Genomic DNA, 18,602 nt, shown 5'->3' on the forward strand with positions numbered 1-18,602 from the left:
CAGACCCAACGCGAGGTCACCGCAAAGGCCGCGGTGGCGGCCAGCGGTGCGCGTGCCGGACGGCCTCGGCCCGTCCCGGGCCGGCGCGGTACGGAACCAGGCAGCATCACGCCACCGATGCGGTGGCCGGGCGCTCCCGCGGCCTGGACAGCCGGATCGCGGGGCCAGGGCACGTCTTCCGGGCGGCCCGGTGCGGGGCCGCCCGGGATGTCATACGTCCGTGACGCGGAGCCCGGCGTGTGCCTTGTAGCGGCGGTTGACGGAGATCAGGTTGGCGACCAGCGCCTCCACCTGGTGGGCGCCTCGCAGCCGCCCGGCATAGACGCCCCGCATGCCCGGGATGCGCTCGGCCAGCGCCTGCACCATCTCCACGTCGGCGCGGACCTCGCCGAGCACCATCACGTCGGTGTCGATCCGGTCGATCTCCGGGTCCTGGAGCAGTACCGCGGACAGGTGGTGAAAGGCCGCGGTGACCCGGGAGTCCGGCAGCAGGGCCGCGGCCTGCTCGGCGGCGCTGCCCTCCTCGGGCTTCAGCGCGTAGGCGCCCTGCTTGTCGAAGCCGAGCGGGTTGACGCAGTCCACGACGAGCTTGCCGGCCAGTTCCCCGCGCAGGGACTCCAGGGTCGTGCCGTGGCCCTCCCACGGCACGGCGACGATCACGATGTCGCTGCGGCGGGCGGTCTCGGCGTTGTCGGCGCCCTCGACGCCGTACCCGGTCTCCTCGGCGGCGGCCCGGGCGCGTTCGGCGGCACGCGAGCCGATGATCACTTTCTGGCCGGCCCGGGCGAGCCGGTGGGCGAGGCCCTTGCCCTGCGGTCCGGTGCCGCCGAGCACGCCGACGACGAGCCCGGAGACGTCGGGCAGGTCCCAGGGGTCCTTGGCGGGGGCCTTCGCGGGGGCGGGGGGCGTTGCGTCTGGTGTGCTCACGTTGTGTTCCTCCTTGTGAGGGGCAGGGGCGGACAGCACGGTCGTCCGGGCTGTCCCCGGGAATCCGGGGGAGGGTCGGGCCGGGGCGACGCCTTCCTCGCGTGTGCCTGGATCTCCGGGGGCCAGGCCCTGCCCAGCGACAGGCCGCCGTCGACGACGATTTCCTGTCCGGTGAGGAAACTCGACGCGTCGGAGGCGAGGAAGGCCGCCACGGCGGCCAGGTCCTGCGGCTCGCCGCTGCGGGGGACCGGCTGGAAGTCGCGCAGGCTCTCCCGTACCCGTTCGACGCTGCCGTCCAGGGCCGATCCCGTGAGACCGGCGCCGTGGCCGACGATGCGGGTGGCCACGCCGCCGGGCGTCATCGCGTTCACCCGGATTCCGTGGGGGGCGAGTTCCACCGCGCTGCTGCGGGTCAGCTGGACAACGGCGGCCTTGGCCGCGCCGTAAGGGTGGGGGCCGTAACCAGCCCTCAGGCCGGCGACGCTGCCGGTGTTCACAATGCTGCCGCCGCCGTGGTCGCGCATGACCCGGGACGCGTGCTTGATGCCGAGGAAGGCGCTGCGGCACAGCAGCCGGAAGACTTCGTCCCACTCGTCGGCGGGATGTCCTCGGCGAAGCGCCAGGACCCCACCCGGCCGGCGTTGTTGACCAAGCAGTCCAGGCGTCCCCGAGTGGCCGCCGTGTCCGTCACCGCCGCGGCGATGTCCTCCTCGCGGGTGACGTCGACGCGGCGGAACACCGCCGCGTCACCGAGCTCCTCGGCCAGCTCGCGGCCCCGTTCCTCATCGACATCGGCCACCACCACGAAGGCCCCCGCGTCGACGAAGCGGTGGCAGATGCCCGCCCCGATTCCGCTGGCGCCTCCGGTGACCAGGGCGACCTTTCCCTGCAGTGAGTGCACGATGGGACCTCTCTCCTCGCCTTGCGTGACCTGCCCGGGGTGTCGGGTACCTCCGGGGACGAGGCTCCTGGCGGGCCGTTCCTCCCGGGTGCTCGTCTGCCGTCCCGGCGTCTTCACTCCTGCGCGCTCCGGTGCAGCGCGGCCACCAGGGCGGGCACCTCGGCCAACGCGCGCAGGGCGTCGTTGAGGTGCGTGCACCCGGCGGTGCCGCGCAGCACCCTGGGCACGGTGGTGCGCAGATCCGCCAGGGGTGTCCCGAGCAGACGGTCCAGGTTGAGCACGGCCAGGGGGCACTCGTCGTAGGGCAGGATGCGCGGCTCGGCCCGCAGGGTGAGGAGGGCACCGGTGCGTGCGTGGGCCGTGGCGTGCAGCCGGTATTCGTGCACAGCCCTCCTACCGCCCTCGGGCACCGTCGCGCTGTCCTGGAACATCGCGTCCACGCCGATGACCTCGCCCGGTGTGACGTCGATGCGCCGGGCCCGGCGCATCGACGGTTCGGTGGGTGCGGCCAGTTCGTGCCAGCCCGCCGGGTCGTCGGGGTGCGGCAGCGGTACGACCCGGCGTGTCCGGTCGCCGCCTTTCCGGACGTGGTCGGGGCTCAGGGCGCTGGATCCGGGCATGAATCCCGTGCAGACGCCTTCCTGCGGGCGCGCCGCGACCCGGTGTGTGCCGGGCCCGGCAGACGGCCACCGGGTCTCGGCGAAGTCTGCGATCAGTGATACCGCGGCGAGATCGTCCAGCATGAGGTACAGCGAGGTCCCGGTGTCCCGTTCCCGCGGCAGGGCCTGCGCCAGCCGGGTGCGGAATCCGCCGCCGCAGCGGGCGCCGGTGAGGAGGGCCAGTTCGCTCCTGGCCGGGGTCGACTCGATCTCCTCGATCACCCGGCTCGCCGGTGTGAACCGGACGCGCAGCCGGTCCTCGGCGACGACGAGCGGGGGCCGGCCGTCGGCCGGGGTGTAGAGGTCGCGGGCCCGCCCGTCGATGTGGAGCCCGGTGCCGAATCCTCCGGGCCACCGCGTGTCGAGCGTCGAGGTCCGGCGCACGCTGCCCGGGCGGCGGACCGGTGACGGCCCGAGCGGGCCGGCGGGCTGCGGTGCCGGAGGGTCTTCGATGGTCATGGGTGCCTCTTCGTCGATGAGGGTCTCACGCTCTTCACGCCTGCATCCCCAGGGGAGGCAGGTGTGAGCCGGTGCCGTCCTCCCCGTGGGGCGGCCCGCCGCCCGCGCTCGCCCGGAGCCTCGCCGCCGTACGCGGGGGTGTTCCCGCTCCGTGCCGGCTGCTTTCCCCGACCGGCGGGGAAAGCCGGGGGAGGCGGTCCGGGCCGCGGCCGCCGGTCCGGGTCAGGCGTGGCCGTCCCCCCATTTGCTCTCCGCGATGCCGGTCAGCCGACGGTGGTCGAGCTTTCCGTTGTCCGCGCGTTCCAGCGAGTCGACGTAGGCCATGTGCTTGGGCACCTTGTAGCCCGCCAGGTGCGCGCGGGCGTGGGTGTGGAGTTCCTCCTCCGACGGCGGCCGCTCCCCCGCCCGGAGAAGGGCGACGACCTTCCTGCCGAGGCGTTCGTCGGACACGCCGAGGACCGCGGCGTCCGCGATGCCCGGGTGCTGCTTCAGGACCTCTTCGACCTCTTCGGCGAACACCTTCTCCCCTCCGGTGTTGATGCAGCTGGAGCCACGGCCGAGGAGCTGGATCCGCCCGTCGGCGTCGAGTTGGGCCAGGTCGCCGGGAACGGACCAGCGGCGTCCCGCGGCCTCGACGAAGACCTGGGCGGACTTCTCCGGGTCGTTGAGGTACCCCACCGGGATCCAGCCTGTGACCGCGAGGCGACCGACCTTGCCGTCGCCGGGTTCGGCGAGGGTTCCGTCGTCGAGCAGCACGGCGGCCCGGTCGGAGGGCACGAACGAGCCGGTGTCGGCCACGTCCCCGCGCACGGACACCGTCGAGGCGACGGCGGAGGCCTCGGAGGAGCCGAGTCCGTCCAGCAGGCGCGCCGCCGGCATGTGGTTCAGGAGCCCTTCCTTGACCGGGCGGCTCCACATCACGCCGGAGGAGAACACGGCGCGCAGGCCGTCGAGGCGCCACCGTCCGGGGTTCTCGTCGAGGGCGGCGAGCATCGGCCGGGCGAAGGCGTCGCCGACGATCGCGAGGGACTGGACCCGTTCGCCGTCCATGACGTCGAGGAGCTGTTCGGCGTCGAAGCGCGCCCCCGGGGTCATGACGAGGGTGCCGGCCCCGCTGAGTGCCGAGATGGCGTAGAAGAGTCCGGCGCCGTGCATGAGCGGGCTCGCCACCAGGGAGCGGATCTCCCGGGTGAGTCCGGCCAGGTGCGCCTCGACGGCCTCGCGGTCGCCGTGGTCGGGCAGCGGTCGGGGGTTCTGCGCGTTGAGCAGGGAGAGGATGTCGCCCTGGCGCCACATCACGCCCTTGGGGTGTCCGGTGGTGCCGCCGGTGTAGATGAGGATCAGGGAGTCCTCGCGTCCGCCGCCGTGCGGCCGCGGGGGGTGCGCGTCCAGTTCGCGGGTGTAGGAGGGGGCCCAGTCGGTGCCCTCGCCGACCTCGAGCCAGAGCCGCACGCCGGGCAGGCGGTGGCGCACCCGGTCGACCCGCTCGCGGAACTCGGCGTCGAAGACGACCGCCTTGACGTCGGCGTCGGCCCAGATCTGCACCAGTTCGTCTTCGACGTAGCGGTAGTTGGTGTTCATCGGGGCGAGGCCCGACTTGCCGGCGGCGAAGAAGGTCTCCAGGTACTCGGGACCGTTGCGCATGTACTCGGCCACGACGTCGCCCGCGGTGAGGCCCGCGGATTCCAGCACCGTGGCGAGCCGGGCCGCGCAGTCGTCGAAGTGCGCCCAAGTGCCTCGTCGTCGCCCGTGAACGAACGCCGTGCGCTCGGGGTGCACACGGGCCACGGCCTCGAAGACACTCGCGAAGTCCCAGCCTGCCATGTCAGCCCTTTCGCGTCATGCCGCCGCCCGGAGCGGTGGCCGTCATCCCATCCGAAAATATCCTACAGACGTTAGATAATAACCTCAAGGCTTTAGGTTAAGGAGAAGGTTCTTCACGGTCGGCGAGGCCCGGCGGGGCGGGGGTGACCGACACCGGGACGGCCGTCAGGGTCGGCATGCGGTTGACCGCCTGGGCGCCGTGGTGCAGGGAGGTGAGCCGGTTGACGTTGCTGCCCGTCGTCCGCGGGTCCCCGCCCGTCTCCAGGCCTCCCCAGCCGTGGGTCATCGACAGGACCCCCGGTCGCATGCTCGGGTCCTCGTGCGCCACGGCCTCGAGCGTTCCGTGCGGCGAGCGGATCGTCACCGCGGCGCCGTGCGTGATGCCCAGGTGCGCCATGTCCTGCGGGTGCAGGTGGGCCGGGTTGTACGACTGCGGGGGCAGGCCGACGACCGCCGACCCGAGGGAGTTGACCACTTCCCGCATCCGCCGCACGACCAGCCGCAGCGGGAACTCCTCGGCGTCCTCGCCGCCCGCCGCCCCACCCTCGCCCGCCCCGCCCTCGGCCCCCGCGGACCGGGCCCCCACGGGTACCGTCGCGGCGACGGGCGCCAGCGCGGCGGCGAGTTCCGCGGCCACGTCGGCGGGCAGCAGGGTCAGGCGGTGCCCGGCCCGCTCCTCGCGGGCCGGGCCCACCGTGGTGCCGGGGTGCCCGGCGAGCAGGCCGTGCGGGTGGGTGCGCACCTCGTCCAGCGGGACCCGGCCGCGGGAGGCGACCAGGTCGAGGAGCTCCTCCGAGGAGGGCGGTCGGGAGGTGTCCAGGTCCCGGCCCGCGAACCGCAGGGGCCCTCCCGTCTCGGCCGCGAGCCGGAAGAAGACCCGCCAGTCCTCGACCACGCCCCGGGGCGGGGCGACCACGGCGGGCGTGTACTGGGCGAACGGGCGGGGGAAGAAGGTCTCCATCAGCCCGGTGTGGTCGGCCCGTTCGTACAGCATCGTGGGGGCGATGACGTAGTCGGCGAGGCGCGCGGTCTGCGACATCCGGGTGTCGATCGACACCAGCAGGTCGAGGCTCTCCAGCGCGCGCCGCGCGGTGTCCTGGTCGGGCAGGGCGAGCAGGGGGTTGCCGCCCGAGACCACCAGCGCCCTGATCCGGTCGGGTCCGGGCCGCAGGATCTCGTCGGGCAGCAGGGCCGCCGGCAGTTCGCCGCGCAGCAGGCCGTGTCCGCCCACCCGGCTGCGAAATCCCCGTTCCCACTCACGGTCCGCGGGGACCACCTCCGCGCGGGCCGGCCCCTCGCCCATCAGGACGCCGCGCCCCGGCACGGGTTCGCCCTCGCGCAGATAGCGTCCGCAGACGACGTTGAGGCAGGCGGCCAGGTGTTCGGCGATGTTGGAGTGCGGCCCCATGCAGACGCCGGTCCCGGTGCTCACCATGCCCCGCTCGGCCGCGGCGAACATCCGGGCCGCCCGCATCAGCTCCTCGACCGGCACGTCGCAGACGCGGGCGACCCTGTCGGGGGTGGCCTCGGCGACCGCCGCCCGCAGGTCGTCCAGTCCCTCCACGTGGCGGTCGCAGAAGTCCCGGTCGTGCAGCCCCTCCCCCAGGATCACCTGCAGCAGCCCCGCGAACAGCAGCGCGTCGTGTCCGGGGCGGGGTCGCAGGTGCAGGTCGGCGCGTGCCGCGGTCTCGGTGCGGCGCGGGTCGACGACGATCAGCCGCATCCCGCGGTCCCGGGCGGCCTTGAGGTTGGCCGACGGATTGGTGACCAGCGCGCCGTCCCCGTCGCCCCCGTTGACGGAGACCAGCGGGTTCGTGCCCGCCAGCAGCCACACGTCGGCCTCGTCGAGCGACTGGGGGCCGCCCGCGTACACCCCCATGCGCGACTTCACCAGCCACTTCGCCGACTGGTCGAGGGTCATGGTGGAGAAGAGCTTGCGAGAGCCCAGGCCGCGGAACCAGGCGCGCGCCATGAAGGGGGTGAGGGTGGCGAAGTTGTGCTGGGTGCCGATGAACAGGCCCACCGCATCCGGCCCGTGCTCCTCGACGATCCCGGTGAGCCGGGCGGCCACCTCCGCCATCGCGGTGTCGGCGTCGACCGGTTCGTGCTCGCCCGCGGCCGTCCGCCGCCGGGAGGAGGTCAACCGGTCGGGGCCGTGCAGGAGATCGGCGGCCCTGCGCCCCTTCGGGCAGGTGAAGCCGCGGGAGATCGGGTGCTGCCGGTCGCCCAGCACGCGCAGCACGCGGGTGCCGTCGGTCTCCACCTCGACCCCGCAACTGGCCGGGCACAACCGGCAGTACGACGTCCTCCGGGTCACGGTGTCGCCCTCGGCGGGGCGTGCCCGCCGGGCCGCGTCCGGGGACGGGGGACGCGGGTCGGGGTCGGTCGGGTCGTGCGCGGCCGATTCGTGCGCGGGCCGGGAAGTCGTCATCCGACGGTCCTTTCTGCCGCGGACGTCCGGCGCGGCCGCACCGCGGACCGCGCCGACGTCTCGCGAGGGATCCGAACCGCCCGGCCCACGAGCGGGCAGGGCACCGCCCGGGACGAGGGCCCCGGGCGGAGGTCGACCCCGGGCAGGCACCGGCGGTCCGTCGCGCCGACACCCGCTGCCGGGGCTCACAACTGGACGGGGCCGCCCGCCCACACCCCGATCTCCTCGCCGGAGACGTGCGCGGCACCGTCGCCCGCGAGGAAGGACACCACCGAGGCCACCGCCTCGGCGGGGATCCGCGGCCAGCCGTCCTGGAGGCTCTCCCGCGCCCGGTCGTCGGCGGCGCGCACCATGTCGGTCTCCACGTAACCGGGCACCACGGTGTTCACGGTGATGCCGCGCCGGGCCACCTCCTTGGCGACGACCCCGGCCAGGGCGACCAGCCCCGCCTTGGACGCCGCGTAGGCACCCGTCGTCGGGGTGAGCGCGCGCCCGCCGCTCGGGCTGCCGAAGAACAGGACGCGTCCCCAGCCGGCCGCGTACATGGCGGGCAGCGCGGCGTGCGTGCAGTAGTAGGCGCCGCTGAGGTTGACGCCCAGCACGCGGTCCCACTGTCCGGGCGGCAGGGAGCGCGCCGAGCCGGCCGCGCTGACTCCCGCGTTGTTGACGAGCACGGCGACGGGTCCGAGGAGTTCGGCGGTCCGCGCGACGAGGTCGCCCGCCTGGTCCACGTCGGACACGTCGGCCCGCAGCGCCACCGCCCGGCCGCCCGCGGCCTCGATCTCCTCGACCACGTCCGTCGCCTCGCGGGCGCGGTGGGCGTAGTTGACCGCGACCGCGAAGCCGTCGGCGGCGAGTCTGCGGGACACCGCGGCTCCGATGCCCCGCCCGCCGCCGGTCACCAACGCGACTTTCCTGGCCTTCATCGGCAACGGCCTCCGTGTTCGGGTCAGCGCACCTTGCCGTGCGTGCGGGGCAGGTCGGCGTAGGTGGCCTTGAGGTCGCGCTTGGCGATCTTGCCGCTGGCCATCCGCGGCAGGGCCTCGTCGAGGAGGACGACGTAGCGCGGGACCTTGTAGTCGGCCATGCGCTCGTTGCAGTGGGCCACCACGTCGGCGGGGTCGATCGGACCGTCGGCCTTGATCAGGGCGGCCGGGGTCTCGCCGAACTTGGCGTCCTCGACGGCGATGACGGCGACCTCCTCGATGCCGGGCATCTCCTGGAGGACGTTCTCGATCTCGGTCGGCGAGATGTTCAGCCCGCCCGAGATGATCATATCCTTCATGCGGTCGACGAAGGTCAGGTAGCCGCGCTCGTCGAGGATGCCCATGTCCCCGGTGTGCAGCCAGCCGTCCACGATGGTCGTGCGGGTGGCTTCCTCGTTGCGCCAGTAGCCGGGCATCATCCCCGGTCCGCGCAGGAGGATCTGGCCGGGGGTGCCGGGCGGACAGTCGACGCCCTCCGGGTCGACGACCCTGATCCTGGTGAAGGCGCCGCCCCAGCCGCACTTCTCCGGGTGCTCCATCGCCTCGTCGCGCGGCATCACGGTGGCGGATCCGCCGATCTCGGTCTGGCCGTAGATCTGGCGCAGCGAGACGCCCTTGCGCTGCCAGGAGGCGAGCAGGTCCACCGGCACCCGCGCGCCGCCCACGTGGGCGGTGGTCAGGCTGGTGAGGTCGGCCTCCGCGAAGCCGGGCTGTGCCGCGACCTGCTCGAACAGGATGGGCGGGCCGGTGAACGTGGTGACCTTCTGGTCGGCCAGCACACGCAGGGCCCGGGCCGGGTCGAAGCGGGGCTGCAGCAGCAGCGTGCCGCCGTGCAGGATCGTGCGGAAGAGTCCCCACACGAGGCCGGCCGCGGTGAACAGCGGGAGCACGAGCAGGGGTCTGAAGCCGTTGGGCAGCATCGGCTCCATGAGGGACCACTCGTGCATCTCGCCGGCGATGGTGGCGTGGGTGAAGATGACGCCTTTGGGTTTGCCGGTGGTGCCGCTGGTGTAGACGATCGCGGCCGTCTCGGAGACGTCGGACACCGGCGGCACGACGGGGGCGTGGGTGCCGTCCCGCAGGGACCGGACGTCGCTCTGGAAGGACTTGAGGACGACCCCGGGCTGCTCCCGGCGGGCCTCCTCCAGGCGCTCGCGCAGCGCGTCGTCGCCGTAGACGACGGTCGGCTCGCAGTCCTCCAGGAGCCCGGCGAGCTCGCGGGCCACCATGCGGTGGTTGAAGGGGGCGACGACGGCACCGAGCTTGAGCGCGCCGAGGGTGGCCGCGCACCACTCCAGGGAGTTCTGCCCCACCAGGGCGACCCGGTCTCCTCGGCCCACTCCCGCCGCGACGAGATCGGCGGCGATCCCGTCCGCCCAGCTCTCCAGCTGGCGGTAGGTGACCACGTCGCCGTCGAAATCGATGGCCGGCTGGTCGGGAATGTTCCGAGCCCACCAGGTCAGGGTGCTCACGAGCGTTCCGCTCACGTCTGTTCCTCCTGCGCTCTGTCCACGATCGCTTCCGCCACCTCGGGCCGCTCCACGGGTCGCCCCCTTTGGCGGAGCGGCAGCGGATACACCCGAGCACATGTCGGAAGAATTCTGATGAAGGGAGTCACACGTCGTGTGGTCGGTGGGCCCTTGTCGAGGGGCCTGCTGTCCACCGGCTGCCGACGGACGGTCCGGGCGGGCCGTCGGCCGGTGTCGTGCCCGGCCGGGCCGCCCGGTGCGGCGTGCACCGGTGGTTCGGAGCACGAGCGGACGGGGTCGTCACCGGCTGCTCGGCGTACCGGGCCCGCGATCCCCGAGGTGGCGGGAATCCTTCGTGACCGTGGTCGCTTAATCTAAGGGCTTCAGGTACCGCGGACAAGGCTTTTGCGGGATGTTCTCCCGATCGGACGGAATTACTCCTCCCGTACCGGCCCTTCGACGCCCGCCGGTCCGCGTCGAAGGCGCCCGCCGGGGTCAGTCCCCGGCCTCCGGGGGGAAGTTCTCGAGGGCGGCGGCCTTCCAGGAGCCGTCGCGCGACTCCCACACGGACCGCAGGCCGATCCGACCGTCGGGGGTGTCGTACACCGTCTCCCCCACCCAGGTGGCGCCCTCGCGCCGGATGTCGACGACGCGGAGCGAGTCGACCTTCCCGCGGGGGACGGTCACTCCGCGGAAGACCTGGGGGATGTTCTCCTGCACCATGTCGGCCAAGGACGCCTCGACGTTCCCGTCGAGGACGTACTGGACATGCCGCCGGTAGAGCTCGTGGAACTCCTGGGATTCTTGTGACTCCTGGGACTGTGTGGACATCTGGACGTGCCTCCCCATCGGTGACCGTGAGGGCCGTCGCGCCCCCTGCGGAACCAGAGTCGACGCTCCTGGCGTGAACTCACCCTCAGCCTAAAGTCCTTAGATAACGGGCGGCAAGGGTTCGGGAGGGGAAGCACCCGGGAGAGTGCGCCCACCGACCCCGCCACGCACCTCGGCGGACAGGCGGTACGCAGGGAGTTCGGGGCGACGCGACAGGTGGCGACCGGGCCGGAACGCCGCCGCGCGCCTCTCCCGAACGGAAGGGGGCGCGGCGGTACGGCGGGGATTCACCACCCGGCCGGAGAGCACCGCCCTGCGGGGCCTCGCTCCCCGGCGCGGGGGCTCGGGCCCGGCGAGGGCTCATGCCCGGAGGGGGCTCACTGCCCGGCGGGCGCCTCCGCCCGCGGGGCCGCGTCCAGCTGCATGACGCCGACCAGGAAGCTCCGGATCGTCTGTTCGAAGATCTGCTCGGCGCTCCATTCGTTGGCGGCGAGGGCCGAGGTGAGGGTGGGCTCCTCCTCGGCGTCGACGTGCGGGAAGATCTGCGCCTGACTCTCCGGGGTCTTCATGGCCTCGCTGAGGCTGGCGCCCAGACTCAGCTTCTCCATGCCGTCCAGGATGAGCACGTGCAGGTGTTGCGGTACGCCCGCCTTCTCCAGGAAGCGGGCCACCTTCTCGTACATGGCGATCAGGACGTCGCGCGGCAGGTACTCGAGCAGGATGGGAGCCGCGTTGCGGTGGCGCAGGATCGAGCGCCGGAAGTTCAGGGCGAGGGCGACGAAGAGGTCAGGCCAGTTCTCGTCGGCGGGACGGCGCGGGAAGGGCGTGTCCACCATGATCGCCCGGGCCACCTCGGTCATGAGTTCGGTCTTGTTCTTGAAGTGGTGATACAGCGAGGGCGCTCGGACTCCCATCACCTTCGCCAGTCGAGGCATACTGAACGCCTCGATCCCTTCCACGTCGATGATCTTCAAGGTGGCCGCGACGATCGCTTCGCGGCTGAGCAGAGGTTGGAGTGGTCGGGCCATGGCCGCAGTATCCCGCACCCCGGCGGCGGATGGGACCCGGTGTCGCGGGCGCCCCGCCGGACGCCGCGGCGCGCCCCGACGGATCCGGCACCGCACCCCACTCCCGGGCGACGCACCGAGAGGGCACCGGGCGCGAACCCGGCAGGGCGCCGCACACCGCCCCCCGCACCTCGCAGATCACCGCCCGATCCCCTCGGTGGACACCCTCCCATTAACCGACTCTCCATAGGTTTCAGATCACTCTTCCCCGGGCGTGGGATCACCACACTCGCCTGTCACTGCAAGGGGTTCATCGAGACACTCGGGCTTGTGAGCACCACATCTGGCCTATAGCTTGGAGGTAATGAGCTGCTGAGACCGTCGTCGCCGCGCACCGGCGTGGGAGCGCCCCTTTCGGACCCGCCGCCCGCGCACCGCATCCGCGGCCGCCCGAACTCCGGCACCCGGCACCGTCCACCGCGGGCGGCGCCACGGGGCGACGACCCGACATCCGAGGACGTTCTGTGATCACGTACGAGTGGGGCACCTCCTTCGGCACCGACCCGGAGGTCGTCAGTCTGTTGCGCGACGCGGCGGACTTCGACGCCGAGCAGGGTTTCTCGGCCGTGCAGCCGGTCCCGGCCGCGGGCACGGACGGGGCGCCCCCCGGGCGGGTCACCGAACTCGTCGCCCGGATGAGCGACGAGGTGGGCGCCGTCGGCTCGCCGGACGGGGAGGAGGCGATCGTGGCCTTCCTGCGGATCACCTCGCAGGGCGACGGCACCGCCACCACCGAGTTCGTGGTGGGCCCCGAGTACCGGTCCCTGGGGATCGCGACCCTGCTGTTCGAGGAGCTGGGGCTGGCCCGCGGCGGGGCGGCCCGGTGGGCCGGCGAGGGCGTCCGGTCGCTGCGCGCCTGGGCGCACGGCTCGCACCCCGCGGCGGAGCGGATGGCGCGCCGGTTCGGCGCGGTGCCCGAGGACGCGTCGTGGCGGATCATCCGGCCGATGCACCGGCCGGGCAGCGTGCCGGAGCCGGAACCGCCCGCCGGCGTGGACCTGCGCCCGCTGCACCCGGAGTCGGACACGGCGGTGGTGGCCGCGCTCGCCGACGCCGAGAAGGACGGCCGCGGCGCCGGCCGGGTCGGCCCGGAGGTGCTGGTGGCGGTCGAGGCGTCGGGGGAGGTGCTGGGCTTCGTGGCGTACTCCCCGCACCCCCTGGCCGGAGAGGCGCCGGACGGTCCGGGATCGGTGCACCTGCTGGCGCCGCCGACCCGGGGCGAGGCGCACGCGGTGTCACGGGCGCTGCTCGCGGCGGCGCTGAAGCGGCTGGCCGAGGCGGGCGTGCGGGAGGTGGAGATGTCGGTGGACCCGCTGGACGAGCCGCTGGTGCGGGCCTGCCGCAGCGTCGGCTTCCACCACGACCAGACCGACGTGTGCTTCAGCGTGCCGGTCGACGCACCTGCCGCGGTCGCCTGACGGGCGCACCGGCACCGGCGGACGCGAGGCGGGGCTCCCCGAGGAGGAGGGGGCCCCGCCTCTCGCCTTCCACGGACTCCCGGGCGCGTCCGACAGCCTCCCCCCGACACGGGCAGGCGCAGATCGACCCGCCGCCGGGACCACCCTGCACACCCCTTCGCCCACCGGCCGGGCCGGGCCTCGCGGACCCGTCACCCAGGGCCGGGGGAGGTCGCCGCGACCCGGCCGACGACCGAGAGTCCCCCGCCGTGTGCTTGACCCCAGAAACCTACAGCCATAAGATTAAGTGAGCTTTTTCGCAGACGGGTGCGTCCGGCGGCGAGCATGCGCCACCGGACCGCCCGCGGACCGGAGCCCACCTCGCCCACAAGACGCCCCACGCCCCACTCGTCGCCGTTCCCGTGCCTCCTCGGCGGGGTCGACGAAGAAGGGGAACCGACGTCGCGTGTCTCGCATCCCGCGTCGCGAGACCGCATCCGCCTCTGAGGTCCCGAGCCACCGCAGCGGCGCAAGGAACGCGGACAGTACAGGAGGACGACGTGACGGAATTTGATGCAAAGCGCGAAGAGCGAATTCGTCGCCTGCTCGAGCACCTGCGGAACGACACGACCGACCAGTTCGAGGGAACGGTCTCCTTCAGCCCGACGAAGTTCACCGACGCCGACCTCGCGGCCCGTGAGCGCGAGCTGATCTTCGCGCGGGTCCCGTCGATCGTCGCGCACAGCTCGGAGATCCCCGAGCCAAACGACTTCATCACCCTGCAGCTCCCGCGCAACAACGCCATCGTGGTGCGTCAGCCGGACGGCGGCATCAAGGCCTTCGTCAACCAGTGCCGGCACCGGGGCGCCCTGCTGGAGGAGGCGGCGTCGGGCAAGTGCCGCCTGTTCTCCTGCGGCTACCACCGCTGGTCCTACGACACCGACGGCACCCTGCGCACCATCACCCGCGACAACACCTTCGGCGACCTCGACCGCAGCCAGTTCGGGCTGCTCGAACTGCCCGCCGAGGAGCGACACGGCTTCATCTGGGTGATCGACTCGGTCGGCGCCGAGATCGACGTCGCCGCCTGGCTCGGCCCGGAGATGGACGAGGTCCTGGCCGGGTACAAGCTGGACAACCTGGTCTCCTTCCGCGCCGAGGGCTTCGACGAGCCGTGCAACTGGAAGCTGATGCAGGACGCGTTCCTGGACGGCTACCACATCCAGTACGCGCACCCGAACACCGCGGGCAAGATCGTCCACACCAACGTCTACGCCTTCGAGGACTACGGGCGGCACTGCCGCTGGCTGGCGCCCCGCAAGACGATCGACCGCTGGATCGACGAGGACCCGGGCGACCAGAGCCTCGCCAAGCACGTGACCGAGTCGCACCTGCTGCTACCCAACAGCACCCTGCTGCGCTTGCCCGACAACCACTTCGAGCTGCTGACCTTCCGCCCCGACCCGGTCGACCCGGGGCGCTGCCGGATGGAGATGCGGGTCATCGTGCCGCGTCTGGAGGAGACCTCCTACGACGAGGAGACCTGGAACAAGCGCTGGCAGCGGAACTGGCAGATCCTGCTGGACGTGCTGCACGCGGAGGACTTCCCGCTGCTGCGCGGCTCCCAGCGGGCGCTGGCGAGCCAGGACGCCGGCCCCATGGTGTTCGGTCGCAACGAGGTCGCCAACCAGGTCTTCCACCGGGAGACCCAGCGGCTGCTCGCGGCCGACGACGCGAGCTGACGCCCGCGCCTCCCCCGTGCCGGAGACCTCCCGGCACCCCTTCTCCCCCACCCCCGGCTCACGGGCCGCACCGGCCGGTCGGGGGCGGATGCCGCACACCCGCCGCACCCGCCCCCGACCGTCCCGGACCGGCCCGGACAGACAAGGACGGCACATGGGCAGCACGACGACACAGCGCCCCCTTCCCGAGAACGGCGTGCTGGACCTGTTCCGGCTGGACGGCAGGACCGCGCTGGTCACCGGCGCCAGTTCGGGGCTGGGCGCGGGCTTCGCCCTCGCCCTGGCCGAGGCCGGCGCACAGGTGGTCCTGACGGCCCGCCGCGCGGACCGCCTGCGCGAGACGGCCGAGCGCATCGAGGCGCTCGGCGGCGAGTGCCTGGTCGTCGCCACCGACGTGACCGACCCGGAGCAGTGCGAGGAGGCGGTGGCGGCGGCCGTCGCGCGCTTCGGGAAACTCGACATCCTGATCAACAACGCCGGTGTCTCCTCCGCGGTGCCCGCGCTGCGCGAGCGGCCCGAGGACTTCCGTCAGGTGCTGGACGTCAACCTGATGGGCGCGTACTGGATGGCCCAGTCGTGTGCGCGGGTCATGGGGCCGGGCTCCAGCATCGTGAACGTGGCCAGCGTGCTGGGCCTGATCAAGTCGGTGCTGCCGCAGGCCGCCTACGCCGCGAGCAAGGCCGGCCTCATCGGGCTGACCAGGGACCTGTCCCAGCAGTGGGCCGGGCGCCGCGGCATCCGGGTCAACGCCGTCGCACCCGGGTTCGTGGCCACCGAGATGATCGCCGAGATGCCCTCGGAGACGCTGGACGAGTTCCTGCGCGCGACCAGCCCGCTGGCCCGCACCGGCACCCAGCGGGAGCTCGACGCGGCCGTGGTGTTCCTGGCGGCCCCGGCCTCCAGCTACATCACCGGCACGACCCTCGCCGTGGACGGGGGCATGTCCGGGCACTGAGCGCCCGCGCCCCACCGTCGTCGCCGTACGCCGGCTCGGCCCCGCTCCGGTTCTCGCACCGGAGTCGGCCGGGCCGGCGCTCGTCGTTGCCTTCGAGCGGACGACCACTAACCTTCTTTCCGTAGATTCTCTGCGCTTCCTTACGGGTGTACGTTCGACACCCCGTCCGCGGCGACGCGACCCCGGAGGCGGACCGGCCTGACCGTGGCGACCCGCCAGCCCCCGTCCGCGCACCGCGAGATCCACCGCGCACTCCACAGCGGAACGCCCCGACCTGCACCATCATGCGATTCGGGGCCCCTCCCCCGCTTCCCGCCGCCACCCCGACGAGGCCCCCCGCGGACACCGGGAGCGTGACACGACTGCGGCCGTCGGGAGGGCGCATCGCGCGAGGCGGAAAAATCCCCCCGCCCGACCCTTGACCTTAAACTACGGGCATAAGTTAAATGGCCACGTCTCACCCGAGTATTCCCGGCCGCCGCCTCTCCCGGAGGCACCGTCGGCCTCGTTGAGTTCCGCCACGCTCTCCTCTCCCCCGCCGTTCGGCCCGCAGCCGTCCGGCACCCCCATCCTCCCGGCCGTCCGGCACCCCCATCCTCCCGGCCGTCCGGCACCCCCATCCTCCCGGCCGTCCGGCACCCCCATCCTCCCGGCCGGCCGGCCGCCGTCGATGCCACCCCGAGTGCCGTCGCCGAGGCCCGTCGGCCCGTCCTGACACACCTACGGCCCGCCGCGCTCCGCACGCGGTCCGTCGTGTCCCGGCCGCCGCCCCTTCCTCGGGGCGGCCTCCGAGGGACACCGGGGCACCGGGTCCGCGCCGCCTCCTCCCGTCGGGAGGGTGCCCGCGGAAGGGGAGTTCCACCACCCAGAACCGTCCGCAGACCCCCGGGTCGGCGGACGTCTGCTCCACGACAAGGAGTTTGCCTTGACTCGACCCAGCTCGGCAGTGCGTCCGAGAACCTCGGCGGGTGCCCGGTCGGTGGTCTTCGCCTGTCTGGCGATCACGCTCATCGACGGACTGGACAGCGGCATGTACGGCGCGGTGCTGCCGACGCTGCTCCAGAACAAGCAGTGGGGCATCACCCTCGCCTCGGCCGGTGTCATCGGCAGCCTCTCCCTGATCGGGATGATGGTGGGTGCCCTGCTGTCCGGTTACGTGGCCGACCTCATCGGACGGCGCCCGACCGTGCTCGCCTGCGTGGCGAGCTTCAGCGTGTTCACCCTGCTGTGCGCGGTGGCCCCCAGCGTGGAGGTCTTCGGACTGTTCCGCCTGCTCGCGGGCCTGGGCTTCGGCGGTGCCCTGCCCTCGGTCATCGCCCTGACCATGGAGTACGTGCCGGTGGAGAGGCGGCAGTTCTACAACGGCGTCGTCCAGACCGGCTTCCCCATCGGTGGATGTCTGGTCGCCTTCCTGGCCATCTTCATGCTGCCGAACTTCGGCTGGGTCTCCCTGTTCGTCCTCGGCGGTGCCATCGGACTGGCACTGTTCGCGATCGTCTACCGGCAGATCCCCGAATCACTCTCCTTCCTCAGCAGCCGGGGACGCCACGAGGAGGCGCGCGCCCTCGCCGAGCGCTACGGGGTCGAGCTGCCTCCGGAGCCGGCGGTCGGTACCGTGACGGAGAAGCCGAACTGGTCCTCCTCGCTGAAGCTGATGTTCGCCCCCGGGTTCCGGGTCGCGACACTGCTGTTCCCGGTGATCGGCTTCTGCGGGCTGCTGCTGGCCTACGGCATGAACACCTGGATCCCGCAGCTGCTGCGCGCCTCCGGCTACGACCTGGGCTCCGCGCTGACCTTCCTGGTCGCCTTCTACCTGGGCAGCACCATCGGCATGCTGGTCCTGGCCGGCCTCGCCGACCGCTGGGGCTCGCGTCCGGTGATCGCGGGCGGCTTCCTGTGCGGATCCCTGGCGGTGACCTTCCTGACGATGCATCCCCCGCAGGCCGTCGTCTTCGCCATGGTGCTGGTGGTCGGGTTCTGCGCCTCCTCGCAGGCCGCGGTCGCCGGGTTCGTTGGCGTCTACTACCCGGCCGCGGCGCGCGGCACCGCTCTGGGTGCCTCGCTGGGCCTGGGCCGGCTGGGAGCCGTCTTCGGGCCGATCCTGGTGGGTCTGATCATGGGTTCCTCGCTCGGTACCTCGTGGGTGTTCTACTTCTTCGCCGCGGCGGCGCTGCTGGCCGCGCTGCTGATCGCGCTGGTGCCACGGACCGGCATGCACGACCGCACCGCCCCGTCCACCGAACCGCAGGAGGTCGCCCCCGCCGCCTGACCCGCGCCCCGCGCGCGACCCAGCTCCGCCCTCCCGGCGGTCGGCCACCCGCCGACCGCCGGGAGCGGCCGTCCGCCGCCGAACGATCGGACCGTCATGCCCCCTGCCGCACACACCCCCGACGGGCGGACGCCGCCCGACACCCGCGTCCCCTCCCCCTCGGCACCGGCTCCCGAGGAGAACGCCCCCGACGAGCACACCGCCCAGGGCCTCGCCGCCTCGCTGCTCGGCGGCTGGAACCTGGTCGACCACGCCCGGCTGGTCGACGGACAGGTCGTCGGGCACCCGCTGGGGCCGGGGCCGCTGGGACGGCTGGAGTACCGGCCCGACGGGCGGATGAGCGCGCTGCTGATGCGTCGCGACCGCCCCTGGCCCGACGGCCTCTCCTTCACCCGGGCCACCGACGAGCAGCGGGGCGTGGCCGCCCTGGGCTTCGTCGGCTACGCGGGCCGGTACACGCTCCGCGGCGACCTGGTCCTGCACCACGTGGAGATGTCGCTGTACGTCGAACACGTCGGTGACGTCCTGACCCGGCGGATCTCGTGGGAAGGTCCGCGGCTCGTGCTGCACACCGAACCGCGTCCCACCCGCACGGGCGGCACCACGACGGACCGGCTGGAGTGGTCCCGCGACCCCGTCCGACCGGATCACCCCGCGTGAACGCCACCGGGCGCGCCCGGCCCTG

The 18,602-nt window shown here is 72.9% G+C and carries 15 protein-coding genes; 5 read left to right on the forward strand and 10 right to left on the reverse strand.

Annotated elements, in window-relative coordinates:
• Positions 1–210: 210 nt before the first annotated feature.
• The 10 genes from npdG to ACX25U_RS02935 all read right to left on the reverse strand — a co-directional run bounded on the left by npdG (position 211) and on the right by ACX25U_RS02935 (position 11,515).
• The gene (gene npdG / locus ACX25U_RS02890; RefSeq protein ID WP_454388764.1) at positions 211–927 is read right to left on the reverse strand and encodes an NADPH-dependent F420 reductase; all 717 of its coding nucleotides are present in this window, start codon (positions 925–927) and stop codon (positions 211–213) included.
• Positions 924–1,499 (reverse strand): SDR family oxidoreductase, encoded by a 576-nt coding sequence (locus ACX25U_RS02895; protein WP_454394780.1) that lies wholly within the window; start codon positions 1,497–1,499, stop codon positions 924–926. Before ACX25U_RS02895 ends, npdG begins: the two co-directional genes overlap by 4 nt.
• Positions 1,421–1,828, reverse strand: a complete 408-nt coding sequence (locus ACX25U_RS02900; RefSeq protein WP_454388766.1) for an SDR family NAD(P)-dependent oxidoreductase — start codon at positions 1,826–1,828, stop codon at positions 1,421–1,423. Before ACX25U_RS02900 ends, ACX25U_RS02895 begins: the two co-directional genes overlap by 79 nt.
• Before the next feature lie 113 nt (positions 1,829–1,941).
• Positions 1,942–2,946 (reverse strand): DUF2889 domain-containing protein, encoded by a 1,005-nt coding sequence (locus tag ACX25U_RS02905; protein WP_454388768.1) that lies wholly within the window; start codon positions 2,944–2,946, stop codon positions 1,942–1,944.
• Between the two features lie 222 nt (positions 2,947–3,168).
• On the reverse strand, positions 3,169–4,770 hold the full coding sequence (locus tag ACX25U_RS02910; protein WP_454388769.1) for an AMP-binding protein: 1,602 nt from the start codon (positions 4,768–4,770) through the stop codon (positions 3,169–3,171).
• A gap of 97 nt (positions 4,771–4,867) precedes the next feature.
• Positions 4,868–7,201 carry a molybdopterin-containing oxidoreductase family protein gene (locus ACX25U_RS02915; protein ID WP_454388771.1) on the reverse strand — a complete coding sequence of 778 codons (2,334 nt, stop codon included), beginning with the start codon at positions 7,199–7,201 and terminating at the stop codon, positions 4,868–4,870.
• A 185-nt stretch (positions 7,202–7,386) separates the two neighbouring features.
• Complete coding sequence (locus ACX25U_RS02920) at positions 7,387–8,127, reverse strand: SDR family NAD(P)-dependent oxidoreductase (RefSeq protein WP_454388773.1); 741 nt, start codon at positions 8,125–8,127, stop codon at positions 7,387–7,389.
• Positions 8,128–8,150: 23 nt separating this feature from the next.
• The gene (locus ACX25U_RS02925; protein ID WP_454388775.1) at positions 8,151–9,674 is read right to left on the reverse strand and encodes a class I adenylate-forming enzyme family protein; all 1,524 of its coding nucleotides are present in this window, start codon (positions 9,672–9,674) and stop codon (positions 8,151–8,153) included.
• 477 nt (positions 9,675–10,151) lie between these two features.
• Positions 10,152–10,487 carry a hypothetical protein gene (locus ACX25U_RS02930; RefSeq protein ID WP_454388777.1) on the reverse strand — a complete coding sequence of 112 codons (336 nt, stop codon included), beginning with the start codon at positions 10,485–10,487 and terminating at the stop codon, positions 10,152–10,154.
• A gap of 377 nt (positions 10,488–10,864) precedes the next feature.
• Positions 10,865–11,515 carry a TetR family transcriptional regulator gene (locus ACX25U_RS02935; RefSeq protein WP_202282309.1) on the reverse strand — a complete coding sequence of 217 codons (651 nt, stop codon included), beginning with the start codon at positions 11,513–11,515 and terminating at the stop codon, positions 10,865–10,867.
• A gap of 503 nt (positions 11,516–12,018) precedes the next feature.
• Here ACX25U_RS02935 and ACX25U_RS02940 point away from each other — a divergent pair.
• From ACX25U_RS02940 to ACX25U_RS02960, 5 genes are all read left to right on the forward strand, one after another.
• Positions 12,019–12,972, forward strand: a complete 954-nt coding sequence (locus tag ACX25U_RS02940) for a GNAT family N-acetyltransferase (RefSeq protein ID WP_454388779.1) — start codon at positions 12,019–12,021, stop codon at positions 12,970–12,972.
• 539 nt (positions 12,973–13,511) lie between these two features.
• Positions 13,512–14,693, forward strand: coding sequence for an aromatic ring-hydroxylating oxygenase subunit alpha (locus tag ACX25U_RS02945; protein ID WP_454388781.1), 1,182 nt, complete (start codon positions 13,512–13,514; stop codon positions 14,691–14,693).
• A 154-nt stretch (positions 14,694–14,847) separates the two neighbouring features.
• Positions 14,848–15,648: an SDR family NAD(P)-dependent oxidoreductase gene (locus ACX25U_RS02950; protein WP_016828300.1), complete on the forward strand. Its 801-nt coding sequence runs from the start codon at positions 14,848–14,850 to the stop codon at positions 15,646–15,648.
• A gap of 925 nt (positions 15,649–16,573) precedes the next feature.
• Positions 16,574–17,917, forward strand: coding sequence for an MFS transporter (locus tag ACX25U_RS02955; protein ID WP_454388783.1), 1,344 nt, complete (start codon positions 16,574–16,576; stop codon positions 17,915–17,917).
• Positions 17,918–18,013: 96 nt separating this feature from the next.
• Positions 18,014–18,577 carry a lipocalin-like domain-containing protein gene (locus ACX25U_RS02960; RefSeq protein WP_454388785.1) on the forward strand — a complete coding sequence of 188 codons (564 nt, stop codon included), beginning with the start codon at positions 18,014–18,016 and terminating at the stop codon, positions 18,575–18,577.
• The last annotated feature ends 25 nt before the right edge of the window (positions 18,578–18,602 follow it).

This window comes from Streptomyces sp. JNUCC 63 (assembly GCF_054366325.1).